This window comes from Paenibacillus sp. UASWS1643 (assembly GCF_008693195.1).
Lineage (GTDB): Bacteria > Bacillota > Bacilli > Paenibacillales > Paenibacillaceae > Paenibacillus > Paenibacillus amylolyticus_B.
Genome location: NZ_VXKZ01000115.1, coordinates 1,373,021 through 1,393,205, shown reverse-complemented (window position 1 = coordinate 1,393,205; position 20,185 = coordinate 1,373,021). Strand labels below are relative to the sequence as shown.

Genomic DNA, 20,185 nt, shown 5'->3' with positions numbered 1-20,185 from the left:
TCTATTCACATTATACCACTTTGTCATAAATCAAAGCATTTATTTTCTTGACTGATCAGTCTGGAAAGGGTATTCTTTATTTAATGAAGAGGGAGGTGAGGTCTGAAATTGGGAAGAGCCAAGGAGTTTGACACGGAGACCGTTCTAAGAAAAGCAACGTCTGTATTTGGAGCGTACGGTTATGAAGGTACATCTTTGAGCTTACTGCTAAGTGAACTTGGTATTGCGCGGCAAAGCCTGTATGATACCTACGGAACTAAACATGATTTATTTGTCTCTGCTCTTAAATTCTATATTCAGCAGAAGACAGAGGCGGGGATCAGACTATTAAACGAATGTACAAGTGTGAGACAGGGCGTGACCGAGTTATTCAACGAAGCGGTTAACGTGTTGACAGACAACGAACGTCGTAATGAATGTTTCATCATTAATAGCGCGGTTGAACAGGCACCACAAAATCACGAAATCGCAGCTTTTATTCAAACCACTAATCAACAAATGGAAGATGTTTTTCATACTGCGCTATTACGAGGCCAGAAGAGTGGCGAATTGAGGCACGCAGAGGAAGAATTGCCCGGGCTTGCCCGTTTTCTGAATTATTCCCGACTCTCATTGACCTTTACGGCGAAGAGCGGTGCAAGCGCAGAAGCGCTGCGAGATTTTGTACAGATGACCCTAAGGGCTATGGATTAATGTTTTACATGATTTGAGCAAGAATTCTTAATGTTTTTTTGAAATGAACGCTTATGGCGTTTATTTTTTGACTATTATAGACCGATTGGTCTGGAAAAAGAACACCAAACAAACTGAAGGAGGAAATAAGGATGACGCAATCTCAGCAGATGGAAGCGGGCAATAGTATACCGCATCGGATCATGCATGGATTTACTCAATTGCTACTGGATGGCCAACTAGAACAATGGTTGGAGCTATATACATCTGAAGCTATCTTTGAATTCCCATATGCACCAGCAGGATATCCTCAGAAACTGGAAGGCAAAGCCGCAATTACGAATCATCTTCATAATCTACTGAGGATGATTGAAATCCAGCAGTTTTCTGAACCGGTGATCTTGGCTGATTCCACGAAACAACAGTTTGTGGCTGAATTTACTTGTAAAGGGCGTTCATTAGTTACAGGCAAGCCATACAACCAAACTTACATCTCTGTTGTGAGCCACTCTAATGGGAAAATTACACATTATAAAGACTATTGGAATCCAATGGTCGTACTCGAATCGGACTTAGGAGGTAACAAGCATGATCAATGATAAACCGTTGACACTTATTATAGGGGCTAATGGAAAAACGGGAAGCCGTGTTGCGGCCATACTTCAAAAGCATCATTATCCGGTGCGTTTGGCACGAAGAACTAAACCATCTCTTTCTGATTCTGCCGATAACTATGTCTATTTTGATTGGTATGATTCCGAGACATATGCGCTAGCGCTGAAAAATGTGAATCAGGTGTACCTTGTCGTGCCAGTCATGGACATGACCCCAGAAGACGTCATGATTCCGTTCATCAAGGAAGCATTGTGGAACGGAGTTAAGCGATTCGTTTTACTTGGCAGTGCTTCGATCGATGAGAATGGTCCTATATTTGGCAAAGTACATCAGTATTTAAAAGCGCATGCTCCTGAGTGGGCCGTATTACAGCCTTCCTACTTTATGGAGAACTTTACGGAAGGGCCGCATCGAGAGACGACGAAACAACCCGGGAAAATTTACAGTGCTACGGGTGAAGGGAAAATTGGATTTGTTAGTGCAGATGATATCGCGGCGGTGGCCTTCCATGCTCTGACAGATATAGTTTCTCATAATACGGAGCATATCATTACAGGGCCGGAGTCGTTGTCCTATGGACAGGTTGCCGACGTCTTGAGCCGTGTACTGGGTCAGTCCATCCAGCATGAATCTTTGTCCGATGATGAATTGAAAAACAGCATGATTCGCGCAGGAATGTCAGAAGAATACGCTGCTGCCTTGGCAGGACTGGATGTGCCTATCCGGGAGGAGGGGAGAGAAGATCAAACGACGGATACGGTGACAAAAATAACGGGGAATAACCCAATTTCATTCGAGCAATTTATTCAAAATCATATGGAAGTATGGAAATAATGGAAGAAATATTTTCATATTATGAGAAGACGGTGCCTAGTGCCCGTCTTTTTGCATGTCTACCAGCATGTTGACATCGTTGATTCAAATATGGATCTCTCCCTAACCAGGGACACTACGGAAAGCAGTGATTATACGAACACACTTTTGGGGAAATAGATGAGGATGAATGTTAGGGCGAGTTTTGAGACACGCCCTAGATAAAGGGGCGAAGAGAGCGAATGATTCAGTTCGAAAATGTATCGAAACAATATCCTGATGGAACAACGGCTTTGCGTCAGGTTAACCTCAACATTAACAAGGGAGAACTGTTCGTCATGATTGGTCCGAGTGGATGTGGCAAAACCACCATGCTCAAAATGATCAATCGCCTGATTGAGCGAACAGATGGAATAGTGCGCATTAATAAACGCCCAATCGATGAATACAACATTCACGAATTGCGCTGGAATATCGGATATGTACTGCAACAGATTGCACTATTCCCGCATATGACAATTGCCGAAAATATTGCGGTTGTTCCTGAACTGCGAAAATGGAAGTCAGATCAAATCAAGGAGCGTATACATACGTTGCTGGACATGGTTGGTTTGCACGGAGATACGTACAGTGAGCGCAAACCTGCCGAACTATCAGGTGGACAACAGCAGAGAATAGGTGTGTTGCGTGCACTCGCTGCCGATCCCGAGATTGTATTGATGGATGAACCATTCAGTGCACTCGATCCGATGAGTCGGGAGAAATTACAGGACGATATTCTGGATATCCAGCGTCAGATGAAAAAAACAATTGTGTTTGTCACCCATGATATTCAGGAAGCGATGAAGCTGGGGGATCGCATCTGCATTATGAAGGATGGACAGGTTTTGCAGGTAGGCACCCCGGAAGAACTGATCCGACAGCCAGCTAATGATTTCGTACGTGAATTTGTTGGAGGTCCTAACACCGATACGAGTTCACAATCTGTTTTTGATCTTGAATCCATCATGTCACCACTCTCACCGGGTCATGTGCCAAAATCAGCTAAAACTGCCGTTCCTGTATCCATTACGTTGACGGAGTTAGTTGATATCATGGCTTCCCATGACCATCTGCTGGTTGAGCGTAACCGCCAGATTATTGGCGAGATCAGTCGAGTTGATCTGATGAAATACTGGTCTGGTCAGTTACAGGAACGAGGTGAAGGACATGAGTAGATTCACGGAGGTGTTCAGTGAGCGCAAAGGTCAGTTGTTGTCTGCCCTGCTGGAACATATTCAGATCTCATTTATCGCATTGTTCTTTGCTGTCCTCATTGCTATTCCGCTTGGTATATACCTTACTCGCAAACCAAGAGTGGCTGAACCAATTATCGGGGTCACAGCTGTGTTGCAGACGATACCTTCCTTGGCGCTTCTCGGATTGCTAATCCCGTTATTCGGCATAGGTACCCTTCCTGCAATCATTGCACTGGTAGTGTATGCGCTGCTTCCGGTACTCCGGAACACGTACACAGGCATATCCGAAGTTGATCCTTCCATGGTGGAAGCGGCGAATGCGATGGGCATGAATAGTTGGCAACGCCTAATCAAAGTGGAACTGCCACTGGCGATGCCTGTTATTATGGCCGGAATTCGGACTGCTATGGTTCTTATTGTAGGAACGGCGACACTTGCTGCCTTGATCGGCGCAGGAGGTTTGGGTGCATTAATTTTGCTGGGCATTGATCGGAATGATACGGCACTGATCATCCTTGGAGCTATTCCGGCCGCCTTGTTGGCTATTTTGTTTGATGTACTATTGCGTCAATTCCAGCGTTTATCCTTCAAGAAAACCCTGGTTACCCTTGGTTCGCTGGCAATAATCGCGATACTTGTGATTACCATTCCCTTCGTGGCACGTGGTGGACAGAAGGATCTCGTCATTTCCGGGAAATTGGGAGCGGAACCGGAGATTCTGATTAACATGTACAAATTGTTGATTGAAAAAGACACAGACCTGACCGTTGAACTAAAACCCGGATTAGGCAAAACACCATTCCTTTTCAATGCACTCAAGTCGGGTGATATTGACATCTACCCCGAATTTACCGGGACAGCGATCTCCGAATTCATGAAGGAAACAGCAGTCAGCACCGATCGGACCGAGGTGTACGAACAGGCAAGAGATGGAATGCTGAGCCAGTTCAACATGGTGCTACTGAACCCTATGGATTACAACAATACGTATACGTTGGCCGTTCCAAAGAGCATCGCAGATCAATACAATCTCAAGACCATTTCGGATCTCAAACTGGTAGAACAGCAAATGAAGGCAGGATTCACGCTGGAATTTTCGGATCGGGAAGACGGTTACCTTGGCATTCAGAAGAAGTATGGGATTGAATTCCCGAACGTTGCAACAATGGAACCGAAGCTTCGCTATGGTGCTGTTCAACGCGGCGATATCAATCTGGTAGATGCCTACTCCACAGATAGTGAGTTGAGACAATATGAACTCGTTGTGCTGGAGGATGATCAGGAGTTATTCCCACCGTATCAAGGCGCGCCGATGCTTCGTCAAGAAACGGCAGATCAATATCCACAACTGGTTGAGGTGCTGAATCAGCTTGCTGGCAAAATTACGGATGATGAGATGCGTCAGATGAACTATGACGTGAACGTAGAGGGAGCGAATCCTGAACAGGTTGCAGCAGAGTACCTTAAACAGGCTGGATTGCTGTAACTTCAGGCATCCCTGCAATAGATGTACCAAAAGGATGAGGAGGAACCATGATGACACAAGAAACTTATGACTTGATTGCAATTGGAACAGGAAGCGCGGCAAGCTCTGTAATCACCCGTTGCGCTGAAGCTGGCTGGAGAGTTGCTGTAATTGATGAACGTGAGTTCGGCGGAACGTGTGCACTGCGTGGCTGTGATCCCAAGAAAGTGCTGGCTGGAGCGGCTGAGCTGATTGACTGGAATGAACGGATGCAAGGGAAAGGTATTCAGGGACAGGCGACCATCAACTGGTCTGAACTTATGGCCTTTAAACGCACCTTTACCGAAAGCATACCTAGAGCAAGTGAAGATCAATTCAAACAGGCCGGAATGGATACGTTCCATGGTAAAGCTTCATTTGTCGATGAAAACCATATTCAAGTGGGAGAAGAAGTGCTCCATGGCAAACACATTCTGATTGCTACTGGTGCAAGACCTGCGCCACTTGAGATTGAGGGATCAGAGCATCTGATATATAGTGATGACTTTCTGGATCTGGAACGGCTGCCGGATCGATTAGTTCTGGTAGGCGGTGGATACATTGCATTTGAGTTTGCGCATATTGCGGCCAGAGCCGGGACGGAAGTCCATATCCTGCATCGGAGTGAACAGCCTCTGAAATCGTTTGATGTGGAGCTGGTCGAATCTTTGTTGCATAAATCAAAAGAGATCGGCATTCATGTTCACTTGAACGCGGAGGTGAAGTCCATACGGCAAGAGGGGAACGCCTATGTCGTTCATGGCACGCGCAATGGTGCAGATCACCAGTGGCAGTGCGGACTTGTCGTTCATGGAGCCGGGCGTGTTCCTAATGTGGATGGGCTGGAATTGGAGAAAGCCAACGTCAACTACAGCAAAAAGGGGATCACGGTGAACGAGTATTTGCAAAGTGAAAGTAATCCGAGAGTGTATGCTGCTGGCGATGTAACGGATACAAAAGGGTTGCCTTTAACCCCGTTAGCAGGTCAGGAATCCCGGGCTGTGTCGTTCAATTTGTTGGAGGGAAATCAACACAAACCTAATTATAAAGTGATGCCTTCCATTGTGTTTACTGTCCCTGCCCTTGGAGCTGTAGGTATGAGCACGGAGCAAGCCAAGAAAGAGGGCTATGAGGTGCAGGTAAATGATATGTCGAAATGGTATACTTACAAGCGAACTCATGAAAAATTTGCCATGGCCAAAGTAGTGATCGATAAATCAACTGGGCGTATTCTGGGCGCGCATGTGCTCGGGAGCAAAACAGAAGAATTGATCAACCTTTTTGCAATGGCGATTCAGTTCAATCTGACTATCGATCAGTTAAACACCATGAATTTTGCATATCCTACTGCTGCATCGGACCTGGGTTCTTTAATTTAGAAGTGATGATGAACTCCCCTTTGGGACGGAAGGAAGGATGAAAACAACGATGTCATCGGATTTTATTGGGCTTCTTGAAGGCAAGTGGACGAAGGAACCCGTTGCTGCACGGATGGTTGGGGATCGTTTCGTTGTGGAAGCTCGGGAAGGCAGTGACTTCTAGGAGAACACATTCTACGGGTTCTGTCATCGGGATGGACACGCCATGCTTGCTCCATGGGACGGAACGAAAGCGATTGAGGTATCGTTTGATCTAAGCTCATTCACCGAATTATATGATCAGGCGGGGTTGATGTTATGGCACGGAGAGGATCAATGGATCAAGGCCGGAGTTGAGGTTAATGACGGTGTTGCTCATGTTGGAGCTGTCGTGACGGATACATATTCGGATTGGTCACTCTCTCCTGTGCCAGAGTGGGGTGGACGAATCGTAACAATCAGAGCCTCCTACAGTAATGAGGCTGTTGTCATTCGTGCTCGCACAGATGAGCATCCTTGGCGTACGATTCGCGTTGCACGGTTTGCCTATCCGACGAACAAACACGCTGGTCCATTTCTGTGTTCACCGAAGCGTGCAGGGTTTGAGGTAGCCTTTACCAAGTGGAGATCCACGACACCCGATCAAGACTTGCATACAGATCCGCCGATTACGGATTAAAACAAGTTAAGATGCACGATAAACAATGAAACATGAACAGGTGTATCTCGCTTAGAAAGCAAGACAACACAAATAAGCAAGTCTTCCATTGACGGAGGACTTGCTTATTTGTGTGTTTAAACTTTGGACTGTGAAGAGTCTCCAGTTACACATTTCATCATTCACCGGAGTCAGTGAGTTCTTTTCGAACATACAATAGAGTGCTTGCGAACTTTACTTGAGTTTAACGTTTATTTACTCGTGCCCGTATCCAGGGACTGGGGTTCAGTCTCTTTTTCACCCTCATCATCATCGGACTTATTGAACTCCAGCATACGCTCCTCGTAATCGTCCAGGAACCATAACGGGTCCATGCTGTCTTCCTCACCGTTGTAATTGATCACGATTTCTTCGCCAGCTTTGATGTCTGTATACGCGTAGAAGTCAAAGGTGTGGTTATCAAAATTGATATCGTAAGTAGCGTTAGGTTCATAGGAGTGGTTGATGAGACTGCCGTAGCCGAGCAGAATAGCGGTATGATTTGCCCCGTATTCGAACACGTAATCCTCCAGGATTGTTTTCTCGACATGCTCATGATCTTCATTTGGGTAAGGCACAACGGGTGCCTGATGGATAAGCGTTCCTTTGGCAATATCAACAGTAGCAAATACCCCGCGGTTAAACTCACCACCATCACCCAACTTGGATTGTTTCACTTCAATCATATTTTTCACCTGATGCTCTTCGAAGAGCTCCGTTCTATATAGTAATAATTCGTTAAGGCAAAATTTTAACCCATACTTTCATATAAGGCAAATTTCAGACAAAAAGGTGTAATATTTTTTAATAGGGCGTTGAGTTGTGCAGGAGATAACGCTTATAATATACAAAGAATTAAGTCTATATAGAAAAGGTGTCATGAATGAGCATATTAAATGTAGAAAAATTAAGTCACGGTTTTGGTGACCGTGCTATCTTTAACGACGTTTCATTCCGCCTGTTGAAGGGCGAACATATTGGTCTGATCGGGGCTAATGGTGAAGGTAAATCCACCTTCATGAACATTATTACAGGAAAGCTTCAGCCGGATGAAGGCAAGGTGGAGTGGTCCAAACGGATGCGTGTTGGTTATCTGGATCAGCATGCTGTATTGAACAAAGGCCAATCGATCCGTGACGTACTTCGCGGCGCGTTCCAGTACTTGTTTGACATGGAACAGGAAATGAATGATATGTATGGCAAAATGGGCGATGTGACTCCCGAGGAGCTTGAACAACTTCTTGAAGATGTGGGTACGATTCAGGATACGCTGACTAATCAGGATTTCTACATGATTGACGCCAAAGTGGATGAAACCGCACGTGGTCTGGGTCTGACAGATATTGGTCTGGATAAAGACGTCAATGATCTGAGTGGTGGACAGCGTACCAAAGTACTGCTTGCCAAGCTGCTGTTGGAAAAACCCGATATTTTGCTCCTCGATGAGCCTACGAACTATTTGGATGAATTGCATATCGAATGGCTGAAACGTTATCTGCAGGAATATGAGAATGCATTTATCCTCATTTCTCACGATATTCCGTTCCTGAACAGTGTAATCAACTTGATCTATCACATGGAGAACCAGAATCTAACTCGTTATGTGGGCGATTATGATCATTTCCAGGAAGTGCATGAGATGAGAAAACAGCAGTTGGAGTCGGCTTACAAGCGCCAACAACAAGAAATTGCTGACCTCAAGGATTTTGTAGCGCGTAACAAAGCAAGTGTAGCTACACGCAATATGGCGATGTCCAGACAGAAGAAACTCGACAAGATGGATGTCATCGAGATCGCGAAGGAGAAACCGAAACCGCAGTTCAACTTCCGTGATGCAAGAACATCCGGCAAGCTCATTTTCGAAACCAAAGGTCTTGTAATTGGATACAACGAACCGTTGTCCAGACCACTGGATCTGCGTATGGAGCGCGGACAGAAAATCGCCCTTGTTGGTGCGAACGGAATTGGTAAAACAACTCTGATGCGCAGTATTCTGGGTGAAATTCAGGCTCTGGAAGGAACCGTTCAACGTGGTGAACATCTGGAGATTGGTTACTTCCAGCAAGAGATGAAGGATGCCAACTACAATACATGTATTGAAGAGATCTGGCAGGAGTTCCCTTCCTATACCCAATTCGAAGTGCGTGCTGCACTTGCAAAATGTGGTTTGACTACAAAACACATTGAGAGCAAGGTAGCTGTACTAAGTGGTGGGGAGAAAGCCAAAGTGCGTCTCTGTAAGCTGATCAATAACGAAACCAACCTGCTTGTACTCGATGAGCCGACGAACCATCTGGACGTTGATGCCAAGGAAGAGTTGAAACGTGCACTCAAGGCTTACAAAGGCAGTATTCTTCTAATCTCCCACGAACCGGAATTCTACCGTGATGTAGTTACGGAGACATGGAATTGTGAGTCGTGGACAACGAAAGTTTTCTAAATAAAGGTTGTTCAAAAGTCACGCACTAATAATACGAGAGAGCTTGCGTACAAGCTCGAACGGTGAGAAAAGGCGCGAATTTTGCTTGCAAAACAGGCAGAACTCGCGCTTTTTTTGCTTGGTTTTAACGAAAAATGTTTGAGCCCAATTCACAGTTGACAGCTTGAATAAGGCAATAATATAATTCAGGAAAGCGATTACATTTATATATTAGTAACCTGTTTCACTGCATAGGGGCGAAGAAGACACGGTATTCCGTATGGGTACCAGTTTGCACTTAGAAGGGAAGACGGGTCTTTTTTTGCACTCTAATGAAACCGGTTTCATTAAAATAAGGAGGTGGACCCCGCTTTTGTATTGACCGCCGGCTGCTGAGGATAGGTTGAACAACAACACCGCGCGATCAAGAACCATGCTTTCATCTTTCACGCCAAAGGAGAGAATGAACATTGGATAAACTCAGGAAACCCATGATATTCATGTTATCTGCAACACTTGCGCTGTCTTCGGGACCGTTGATGCTACCAAGTAAGGCGTATGCCGATCTGGGGAGTATACCCGCCACGTTGCTGCAGGACGATTTTTCGGATGGGGATTACACGGAATCACCTGCTTGGAACGTAAGTTCAGGCAACTGGGAAGTGATCACGGACCCGACAGATGCGTCCAACTTCACACTTTTCCAGAGCGATACCAATGAAGGCATCATCTCTACTGGAGAATCCATGTCGGACATGACCGTGTCCATGCGCTTTTATACAGGAGAAGGTAAAGGATTTCCGGGCATTTTGCCGCGGTTCCAAGATAAGAGCAACTTTTACTATTTTCAAATGCAGGTACCCAACAACAAACTCGTTTTCTCCAAACGGGTGAACGGAACAGATACTACTTTGAAAACGGTGGACTATGCGTTTGCCAAAAACACATGGTACACACTCAAAGTGGTGTTATCAGGTACCACCATTCGCGGGTATATCGCGGAAAACGGCTCCGATCGGTTGGTATTTGATCTGGTCGATCCTACATACGGGTCAGGTACCGTGGGCATTCGGAATAAGTGGCAGTCGGTACATGCAGATGACGTGATCATTGCGGAGCATCCGCCTGAGAACGATATTCAGCTCTCTATTGCTGAGCAGACAGCGTCTTCGGTTTCACTGCAATGGTCTGAAATCGTGGGTGCATCAGCCTATCGCTTGTATCGTTCCTCTACGCCTGAAGGCGGCTATTCCCTGGTAACCAATACCGGGACTTTAGGACACACGGATGAAGGATTAAGTGGGGATACGGTGTATTATTACAGGCTCGCTTATGAATACGGAGGCCTAACCGAATCATTATGGACTGCTCCGCTGGAAGTTCGGACGACTGCGTCGGCACCACAGGCTCCTGGCGAATTAAAGGCCGAAGCACTCAATGCTACAAGCGTGAAGCTATCTTGGTCCGCCGTGGACAAGTCAACGGGTTATCGCGTGGTTCGGGCCGAAGCTGGCAGTGAGCAATACGAGCAAATCTATGAAGGTAAAGGGCTCACATTCACGGATAATGCACTTGAGCCGGGCACCAGCTACAGCTATCGCGTAACAGCCTATAACGCAGCTGGTGAGTCAGCGGCTGCTGTTGCTGAAGCTACGACATACTCCATTGACTCTCCAGCAGAGTTCGCTACCACAGCTGTGACGGACACATCAATCTCTCTGGGGTGGAATGTCCTGCCTGGATCTGATGTAACGTATACCGTGTCCCGTGCAACCAGTGCTACGGGTACGTATCAGCAGGTCTATAGTGGCAATGAAAACACGTTTAACGATAGTGGTCTGACGATGGGCACAGGATATTTTTACATCATTCAGGCGACCGTGGACAGCGTAACTTCTCCAGCATCCGCACCGTTGGGTGTTGCCACAGTTCGCACAAGCATTACACCAGGGCAATTGTGGCCAGATCTGGACGGGAAACCGATCGATGCACATGGGGCTGGTTTTTTCTATGATGAACAGACGGAGACTTATTACTGGTATGGCGAATATCATAAGGGCGGCTGGCCAGCAGTTGGTGTGCGTGTGTATTCATCCAAGGATCTGATGAATTGGACGGATGAAGGCATGGCTTTAACAACACTTCAATCCATGGATGATTTTGACCATGACCCGTTGATCTCCAAATTGTATGCGGGGCGTGAAGACCGCGTGGATATCTGGGCAGATATCCGCAAAGGACGGATCATTGAACGACCAAAGGTCATCTACAACGACAAAACAAAGAAATACGTGATGTGGGCCCACATGGACGGCGACAAAGACCCCTATAACGATAATGCGAATTACGGTAAGGCGAGGGCCGGTTATGCGATCAGTGACTCTCCAACAGGGCCTTTTGTGTATCAGAAGAGTTACCGGATGGACAGAGCTCCCGAAGGGGAGAAAGATTACTTCCCAAGCGATAAGGGCATGGCCCGTGACATGACGTTGTTCAAGGACGATGACGGTACCGGTTATCTGATCTACTCCAGCGAAGAAAACCTGACGTTATATATCTCCAAACTGAATGAAGACTATAGTGACGTAACAGGGTGGCATAAGGAAGGACGAACGGATGAAAAAGGCAATCCGGTACGAGATTCCACCTATCAGGCGGAATACGGCGTAGATTACGTGCGTGTGTTCCCGGGAGGGCAACGTGAAGCACCGGCGATGTTCAAGTATCAGGGGAAATATTATATTTTGACTTCCGGAGCTTCCGGTTGGGCCCCTAACGAAAACAAAGTGACGGTGGCGGATAACATTTTTGGCCCGTGGTCAACGCAGACCAATCCGTTCGTGCGTACGTTGCCAACCGATCCCGATCCAGGCAAGGCATTTGGCACACAGACCACTTCCGTCATTCCGGTCGATCCGGAAAAAGGCAAATTCATTTACGTAGGGGATACGTGGAATGGTGGCAATTTCTCGAATGATGCTGCAAAATACGTGTTCTTGCCCATTGAGTTTGGAATAGGCTCCGACATCGCGATCAAGTGGTATAACAGTTGGACACCGGATCTGCTGAATTCGATGGGCAAGGTTGATATTGCTGATCCGTTGCCAGAAGCCGTGGCGCTAGGCAAAGTACCATCCTTGCCAACAACATTGAATGTGCGCGAGGGTGGAGCACTGGTATCAACGCCAGCAATATGGACGATTGATAACCGGGCCATGACGGCAGAAGATTTTGCCAAGCCAGGACCGCTCACGTTACAGGTAACGACACCGGAATTTAACAACAAAAAGCAGGCAGTTCGCTTAAATGTCATTCCGGAGAATACACTATATTTTGTGAACAGCGGGGGTTACGAAACGGCTGATTACAGTCTTATGGGTGCGTATATGAAAGGAACACTTGCGAACCCAGGAACGGCGGACCAGATGTACGTTCCGGCAGAGGGTCGCAATTGGGGATACACCAGCGCAGATGCACTGTCATCCGGCTCAAATGGCGGAGATATTTTCTCGACCGTACGTTATCTGAACGGTGGCAATATCAGCAATTCTCCTAAAGGCACAGACTTATCCTACAGATTTGATGTACCGAACGGAACATATGATGTGTACGCAGGATTCAACGATCCTTGGACGAATGCATCGCGCAGAGCCAATTTCATCATCAATGGCACCAATACCGGTGCAGTTACGTTTACGCCTGCCAGTGTTAGAGCCCATAAAGGCATCAGCGTGTCGGACAATAAGCTGGAGTTGACCGTGCGCAATACGGCATCGCAGGACCCGATGATTAGCTGGATTATGATCGTTAAACCTGACGCCGCGCCACCTGCAAATGATAGTGCTGGCCTTAATGCTGATGGGTTGGATTCAACGAGCGCAACGCTTCACTGGGATGCTCATCTTGGTGCAGCAAGCTACAAGCTCTACCGCTCAGATCTTGAGCAAGGTGAGTACAAGGTGGTCTATAGTGGCAATGGGCGGGAGTACACGGACAGTGAACTGAATCCCGGCACAGAATATTATTACAAAGTGGAAGCTTTGGATGCCACGGGGCAATCCTTGAGAGGTGTATCTTCCGCTTATCAGGTGCACACGGCTCAGCAGAGCGCTGTTGATGTAGCTACAAGTATTACAGCGTTGGAACAGCCTTCCGCAGGTGCGAAAAAACTGAAGTTACCATCCGTGCCGCAAGGTTTCACGGTGAAGATTGCTTCCAGTTCGGTACCGTCCGTCATTCAAACCGATGGAACGATTGTCCCACCATCCAAGGAAACAACAGTAACACTGGAGTTGGAAATCACTCGAACTTCTGACGACACAAGAGCCTTGACTGTACCGTTGACGGTGAAGGTGCAGGCATCTGCTCCTTCACCTGGAGGCACGGACCCTGGTTCGGGCGGTAATCCAGGCGGCAGTTCCGGTGGAAATCCAGGAAATGGTTCTGGTTCATCCAGCAATGGCGGACAATCCGGAAGTGGTAACCCAAGTGCAGAGAATTCGGTACCACAACCTAAACCGGAGAAAGACCGTTCCGTTCTGGAGTTGCAGGGAAAGCCTGACCAGAAGGGTGTAGTGCAGTCCAACGTGGATGCTTCAACGATCAAAGATGCTTTTAAAGTTGCCCCCTTAACAGATGCGGGTCGGCGCTTGGTCGAACTACGGTTGAAGCCGGTTTCGGGAGCAACGGCATATGAAGTATCTCTCCCTGCCTCTGCGTTAATAGATCAGGGTGAGTCAAATGTGTTCAACATTGTTACAGAGCTGGGCATGTTGGAGCTTCCTGCGACACTGTTAACGAAGGACATCGTTGGTGATGGGATGGCATCCATCCGATTGGTCAGAACGGAGTTACCAAAAACAGTTGCAGATCAGCTTGGCACGCAATATGGAGTCCAGCTTGAACTTCAACTGGATGGTCAACCATGGCCAGCGGAAAGCGAGTTGAACCTTCGTCTGCCTTACCCTTCATCACAAAATGCTCAGCAGGATCGGATTGTAGCATTTGTAATTGGCGTGAACGGTGTGGCAAGCCCCTTGCCGCAAAGTTACTACGATCCAAAGAGCGGGCAGCTTGTATTTTCCGTAACATCACTCACAGGAAATTATGCTGTTATGCCTGTGGAGCAGACATTCGCAGATCTTGCAGAAGTGCAGTGGGCCAAGAAGGCAATGGAGGCTTTGGCTGTCAGAGGTGTAATTGATGCCGAAACAAGTGGGGATTCCACCCGGTTGCATCCAAAACAGGAGATGAGTCGCGGTCAATACATGCAATGGTTGATGACTGCGCTCGGCTTGAATGCTTCTTCCGGGAATGCATTCACTGATGTAAACGAAAAGGCTCCATATTACGAAGCAGTTACAGCTGCGCGTTCACTAGGTATCACCAGTGGTACCGGTGACGGGCGCTTCCTGCCAGAGTCGACGATCACTCGTCAGGAGATGATGACGTTGACAGTTAGAGCACTTGCAGCGGCTGGTCTGGTTGACGCCGAGACGGCTGCAACGGATAACCTTACTCGTTTCCATGATGCTTCCGAGATTCGTTCCTATGCCCGGGATAGTGTGGCCTTACTTGTGGATTTGGGCATCGCCCACGGGTACAACGGTGAGGTGAAACCACTTGCCGAAGCGACTCGAGCCGAATCGGCTACGTTGTTATATGCGATGATGAGCAAACTGGTATGGAATAAATGATGTTACACCAGAATCGTAACGTATGAAAAAGAAGGCTTACTTTGACCTGGAACTTAGGTTGGAGTAAGTCTTCATGATTGTGCGCCCTTCATGTGCGAAAAGTCGGATACTCAACGCACGAACTTCCTATCGTATTGCAGTTGTTATGTGTAAAGTCTGCGAATTGTTAATTGTAATGTTTGCCGATTTGATAGGCTTGATCCAACAAGCCTTCGATATGTTCTTTGGATTCTGAGATCGTTTCATAGAGAAATTCGACTCGGGATTCCTGCATTCTTGCATAACCTGCGATCCCATTATTCAGATAATTGGAAATCATGTTGTAATAGTCGTATTTATGGAATGAAGCCTCCGTTCCTCCAGCTAGTGCAATCCACAGTGCCTTTTTGGAGTTAGCCTTGTTCAGCAGCCCCATGTTCCATACCTTGTCCAGATAAGCTTTGAGCATGGAGGGAACGTTGTACCACCAGATCGGGAAAACAAATACAATGGCATCAGCCGCAAGCACACGATCCAGTTCTTTGCGAATCACAGGGGCATGCTGTTTATCGGGATTTTGCCAGTCTCGTTCATCTTCTACACCATATAGTGGATCAAATCCGTCATGATATAGATCGAGGATATCGATTTCATGGGAATTCTCCTGCATACCTTCTATAAAACGATTCATCACGGCAAATGTTAGGGAATCCTGTCTTGGGTGAGTAACGACCAGTTTAACTTTCATGTAGGAGTAACCATCCTTTTTTCTTTTTTTTGGTTAAACATTCTGACCAATGTTATTATAAGATTCATGACATCGTATTGAGAAGTACGCACCTTCGAGTGCTGTAGATACCTTGAGGTTCTTCGGTTACTTTTAATAATAGGTATACATATATGTGAATTGTGAATTATGGGGGAGTACAAGTGGAACAAGAAATGAAAAAATATGAGAGTGGTGTGCAGGCGATGCTGGAACTGGTCGGTGGAAAATGGAGGATTCTTATTCTGCATCAGCTGATATCAGGTGAAAAACGAACAAGCGAACTTCGCAGAGCCATTCCTGGCATTACCCAGAAGGTCTTAACCCAGCAGCTGCGTGAACTGGAAAAGAATGAAATCATCCATCGAATCATCTATCCCCAGATTCCGCCCAAGGTAGAGTATGAGCTGACAGAGTACGGCTTGACACTACAGGAAATCATTGACCGCATATGTCTGTGGGGAGAGAATCACTTGGACGGAGTATACGGAGATAAGAGCAGAGTGCTTGGAAATCATTTTAGTGACTATATTCCACTTTCAACTTCAACTTGAGATGGCCGCCAAATTTAAAAATAAAACAAAACCGTCCTTGATTTGAAAAGGAGGGTTTTTGTTGTTTTTTGTCCTTTATCAGCGAAACTGATAAATGCTATAAAATCATTGAAATTGACCCTCAACACCCGGTGTGTTAGGTTTTAGAGAGAAGAAATTAAATTAATGTGATGATTTTAGTCGGAATTAAAATCGAAGCAATGCGCGAGGTGGCAAACAGTGGAACTTCAAGTGACAAACAGCCCTTTTAATCAAGAACAAGTTGAACTGCTTAATCGTCTTATTCCTACATTGACCGATGGACAACGTACTTGGTTGAGCGGATATATTGCAGCAATTCAGGCAAGCGCGACAATAGAGGCTCCAGCTAACCTGGTACAGGCTGCACCAACTACAGGTATTGCACCTGTCAGTGCTCCGCCAGTATCCCGGGAAGTTACCGTGCTCTTCGGTTCACAAACGGGGAATTCCAGCGGCCTATCGAAGAAGCTGGCCAAGAAACTTGAAGAGCAAGGTCTTCAGGTAACGTTGTCATCGATGGGAGACTTCAAACCGAACGGACTCAAGAAAATTGAAAATCTCCTCATCATCGTCAGTACGCATGGCGAAGGCGAACCACCAGATAATGCGATTCCGCTGCATGAATTCCTGAACAGCAAACGGGCTCCGAAGCTTGAAGGACTTCGTTACTCGGTGTTGGCTCTGGGAGATACCTCCTATGAGTTCTTTTGTCAAACAGGTAAGGACTTCGATAAACGATTGCAGGAGTTGGGTGGTACAGCCCTTGTACCGCGCGTGGACTGTGATGTTGATTTTGATGAAGCAGCTGCGGAGTGGATGAATGAAGTATTGGCATCCTTGAGCAGTACATCTGCTGCTTCGAGTACGGTAACCACTGAGGCAGTTACAGCTGCGGTGAACGGCGGGGAATCCGAATATGATCGCACTAATCCATTCAAGGCGGAAGTATTGGAGAATCTCAATCTGAACGGCAGAGGATCGGACCGTGAAACACGCCACATTGAGTTGTCTTTGGAAGGCTCCAGCCTGGACTACGAGCCAGGTGACAGCCTTGGGGTATTCCCTGAAAATCATCCGCGCCTTGTGGAGGAATTGATTGCAGCTATGGGATGGAATGCCGATGAACGCGTGACCGTGAATAAAAACGGGGATCAGGCATCTGTGCACGAAGCGTTGCTGCGTTATTTTGAAATTACAGCTGTGACGAAACCGGTCGTGGAACAACTTGCGAAACTGAATCCTGGGAGTGGCCTGACGGCGTTACTCGCAGATGATTCCGAATTCCGTACAGTCATGAATAGCTGTGATCTGCTGGATCTGGTTCATGATTATAATCTGAAAGGGATTCCTGCTGCAGAATTCGTCGCTGCTCTTCGCAAAATTCCGGCACGTCTGTACTCCATAGCGAGTAGTTCGAAGTCTTTCCCGGATGAAGTTCATCTTACCGTTCGCTCGGTACGTTATGAAGCGCGTGGCAGAGAACGTTATGGTGTGTGCTCGGTACATCTGGCTGAACGAATCGAAGCTGGCGACACCCTGCCTGTATATATACAGCATAACCCGAATTTCAAGCTGCCTGAGAACCCGGATACACCGATCATCATGGTTGGCCCAGGTACAGGTGTAGCGCCGTTCAGATCTTTCCTTGGTGAGCGTGAAGAAACAGGAGCAGAGGGCAAGACATGGCTGTTCTACGGAGATCAGCATTTCGCCACTGACTTCTTGTACCAGACGGAATGGCAACGTTGGCTCAAAGATGGTGTGCTCACGAAAATGGATGTAGCCTTCTCACGTGATACGGAACAGAAAGTGTATGTACAACATCGTATGCTGGAACACAGCAAAGAGTTGTACCAGTGGCTTCAGGAAGGTGCAAGCATATATATCTGTGGTGACGAGAAAAAAATGGCACATGATGTGCATGCTGCGCTCACCACGATTCTTGAACAAGAAGGCGGTTTATCGCCTGAGCAGGCATCGGAATATCTGACACGGTTACAGCAGGAGAAACGTTATCAGCGGGACGTCTATTAATTACCGGCCCAGCCGGATTGCACCATCCCGCAGAGACGAGAGGAGAAAGCAGCATGGTTTATAATAACTTACTTAACCCACAGCGCACGAATAGCGATGTGGAAGATATAAAGATCAAAAGTGATTACTTGCGCGGAAGTCTGACTGAAACGTTGGCTGATCGCATCACGGGTGCAATTCCAGAGGACGACAACCGTCTGATGAAACACCACGGCAGTTATATGCAGGACGATCGCGACCTGCGTAATGAGCGTCACAAATCCAAGCTGGAGCCTGCGTACCAATTCATGTTGCGTGTGCGTGCTTCCGGTGGAATTGTAACCCCGGAGCAATGGTTGATGATGGACAGAGTGGCACATAAATATGCGAATGAGACCATTCGTCTGACCACACGTCAGTCTTTCCAACTGCATGGCGTACTGAAGTGGGATCTTAAGAACACCATTCGCGAAGTAAACGATTCGTTGCTAAGCACACTGGCTGCATGTGGGGACGTAAACCGAAACGTGATGTGTAACCCGAATCCAAATCAATCCGATGTGCATGCTGAAGTGTATGAGTGGGCATGTCAGGTGAGTAATCATTTGGACCCTCGCACGCGGGCTTATCATGAGCTGTGGCTGGACGGAGAGAAAGTGATTGATTCCCAGGACTCCGACGAAGAAGTTGAACCAATCTATGGCAAAGTGTATTTGCCACGGAAGTTCAAGATCGGTATTGCTGTACCACCATCCAATGATGTGGACGTCTATTCACAGGATCTTGGCTTTATTGCTATTGTGGAGAACGGCAAGCTGCAAGGTTTCAACGTTTCCGTTGGTGGCGGCATGGGGATGTCTCATGGTGACGCCAAAACCTATCCTCAGGTGTCCAAAGTCATTGGTTTCTGTACGCCGGAGCAAATGATTGATGTTGCAGAGAAAACAGTTATGATTCAGCGTGATTATGGAGATCGTGCAGTTCGTAAACATGCTCGTTTCAAATATACGCTGGATGATCGTGGTGTGGAGTGGTTTATCGATGAGCTGACCAGCCGTCTGGGATGGAAACTGGATGCGGTACGCCCGTATCATTTTGAGACTAACGGAGATCGATACGGTTGGGTAAAAGGTAATAATGGCAAATGGCACTACACGCTGTTCATTCAGAATGGTCGTGTAAAAGATGTAGACGGCTATCCGCTCATGACGGGTCTACGTGAAATTGCCAAAGTGCATACGGGTGATTTCCGTCTGACTGCGAACCAAAATCTAATCATCGGTAATATTAGCAGCCAGAAGAAGAAAAAGATCGAAGCACTCATTCAACAGTACAACCTGACCGATGGTGCACATTATTCTGCGCTGCGCAGAAGTTCGATGGCTTGTGTTGCGCTTCCAACCTGCGGCCTTGCGATGGCTGAGTCCGAACGTTACTTGCCGTCCCTGATCGACAAACTGGAGCCTGTACTCGACGAAGCCGGGCTGAGAGACGAAGAGATTGTCATTCGTATGACCGGCTGCCCGAACGGATGTGCAAGACCGATGCTGGCAGAGATTTCATTTATCGGTAAAGCACCTGGGAAATACAATATGTATCTCGGTGGCAGCTTCACCGGACATCGCTTGAATAAGCTGTATAAAGAAAACATTGGTGAAACCGAGATTCTGGACACGTTAACGCCAATGGTGAACCAGTATGCCAAAGAGCGCAATGAAGGGGAACATTTCGGAGACTTTGTCATTCGTGCGGGTTATGTTCCTGAAGTGTTGGATGGTCGACAATTTCACGCTTAATTGACCGGGTAAGATGAACTGAAATTAGGATTGATTTAGGGCAG

Annotated in this window: 14 protein-coding genes and 1 pseudogene; 13 read left to right on the top strand and 2 right to left on the bottom strand. The window is 47.0% G+C overall.

From position 1 onward, the window contains the following. The first annotated feature begins 108 nt into the window (after window positions 1–108). The 8 genes and pseudogenes from FE296_RS30270 to FE296_RS30240 form a co-directional block, all read left to right on the top strand. Complete coding sequence (locus tag FE296_RS30270; RefSeq protein ID WP_124114392.1) at window positions 109–693, top strand: TetR/AcrR family transcriptional regulator; 585 nt, start codon at window positions 109–111, stop codon at window positions 691–693. Between the two features lie 131 nt (window positions 694–824). After that, on the top strand, window positions 825–1,271 hold the full coding sequence (locus FE296_RS30265) for a nuclear transport factor 2 family protein (protein WP_124114394.1): 447 nt from the start codon (window positions 825–827) through the stop codon (window positions 1,269–1,271). After that, entirely contained in the window at window positions 1,261–2,121 is an 861-nt protein-coding gene (locus FE296_RS30260; protein ID WP_190945642.1) for an ergot alkaloid biosynthesis protein, read from the top strand. Before FE296_RS30265 ends, FE296_RS30260 begins: the two co-directional genes overlap by 11 nt. A 221-nt stretch (window positions 2,122–2,342) precedes the next feature. After that, window positions 2,343–3,317 (top strand): ABC transporter ATP-binding protein, encoded by a 975-nt coding sequence (locus tag FE296_RS30255; protein ID WP_150367444.1) that lies wholly within the window; start codon window positions 2,343–2,345, stop codon window positions 3,315–3,317. Continuing rightward, the gene (gene opuFB / locus FE296_RS30250) at window positions 3,310–4,824 is read left to right on the top strand and encodes an osmoprotectant update ABC transporter permease/substrate-binding subunit OpuFB (RefSeq protein WP_150367443.1); all 1,515 of its coding nucleotides are present in this window, start codon (window positions 3,310–3,312) and stop codon (window positions 4,822–4,824) included. Before FE296_RS30255 ends, opuFB begins: the two co-directional genes overlap by 8 nt. Before the next feature lie 50 nt (window positions 4,825–4,874). Then, entirely contained in the window at window positions 4,875–6,221 is a 1,347-nt protein-coding gene (locus tag FE296_RS30245; RefSeq protein WP_150367717.1) for a dihydrolipoyl dehydrogenase family protein, read from the top strand. Window positions 6,222–6,258: 37 nt separating this feature from the next. Beyond that, complete coding sequence (locus FE296_RS34000) at window positions 6,259–6,384, top strand: hypothetical protein (protein WP_317889437.1); 126 nt, start codon at window positions 6,259–6,261, stop codon at window positions 6,382–6,384. Between the two features lie 15 nt (window positions 6,385–6,399). Beyond that, window positions 6,400–6,879, top strand: a pseudogene (locus FE296_RS30240) (DUF1349 domain-containing protein); the annotation flags it as partial. 230 nt (window positions 6,880–7,109) lie between these two features. Here FE296_RS30240 and FE296_RS30235 read toward each other — a convergent pair. Beyond that, entirely contained in the window at window positions 7,110–7,583 is a 474-nt protein-coding gene (locus FE296_RS30235; RefSeq protein WP_150367442.1) for an SET domain-containing protein, read from the bottom strand. Window positions 7,584–7,780: 197 nt separating this feature from the next. Here FE296_RS30235 and FE296_RS30230 point away from each other — a divergent pair, with 197 nt between their 5' ends. Beyond that, window positions 7,781–9,337, top strand: a complete 1,557-nt coding sequence (locus FE296_RS30230; protein WP_017688769.1) for an ABC-F family ATP-binding cassette domain-containing protein — start codon at window positions 7,781–7,783, stop codon at window positions 9,335–9,337. A 449-nt stretch (window positions 9,338–9,786) separates the two neighbouring features. Beyond that, on the top strand, window positions 9,787–15,012 hold the full coding sequence (locus tag FE296_RS30225; RefSeq protein WP_150367441.1) for an S-layer homology domain-containing protein: 5,226 nt from the start codon (window positions 9,787–9,789) through the stop codon (window positions 15,010–15,012). Between the two features lie 166 nt (window positions 15,013–15,178). Here the strand turns inward: FE296_RS30225 and FE296_RS30220 are convergent, their stop codons facing one another. Then, a complete protein-coding gene (locus tag FE296_RS30220) occupies window positions 15,179–15,739 on the bottom strand; it encodes an NAD(P)H oxidoreductase (protein WP_150367440.1) in 561 nt (186 codons plus the stop codon). Window positions 15,740–15,933: 194 nt separating this feature from the next. Here FE296_RS30220 and FE296_RS30215 point away from each other — a divergent pair, with 194 nt between their 5' ends. The 3 genes from FE296_RS30215 (at window position 15,934) to cysI (ending at window position 20,141) form a co-directional block, all read left to right on the top strand. Then, the gene (locus tag FE296_RS30215) at window positions 15,934–16,311 is read left to right on the top strand and encodes a winged helix-turn-helix transcriptional regulator (RefSeq protein ID WP_150367716.1); all 378 of its coding nucleotides are present in this window, start codon (window positions 15,934–15,936) and stop codon (window positions 16,309–16,311) included. A 219-nt stretch (window positions 16,312–16,530) separates the two neighbouring features. After that, the gene (locus FE296_RS30210) at window positions 16,531–18,366 is read left to right on the top strand and encodes an assimilatory sulfite reductase (NADPH) flavoprotein subunit (RefSeq protein ID WP_150367439.1); all 1,836 of its coding nucleotides are present in this window, start codon (window positions 16,531–16,533) and stop codon (window positions 18,364–18,366) included. A 53-nt stretch (window positions 18,367–18,419) separates the two neighbouring features. Next, window positions 18,420–20,141, top strand: a complete 1,722-nt coding sequence (gene cysI, locus FE296_RS30205; protein WP_150367438.1) for an assimilatory sulfite reductase (NADPH) hemoprotein subunit — start codon at window positions 18,420–18,422, stop codon at window positions 20,139–20,141. The last annotated feature ends 44 nt before the right edge of the window (window positions 20,142–20,185 follow it).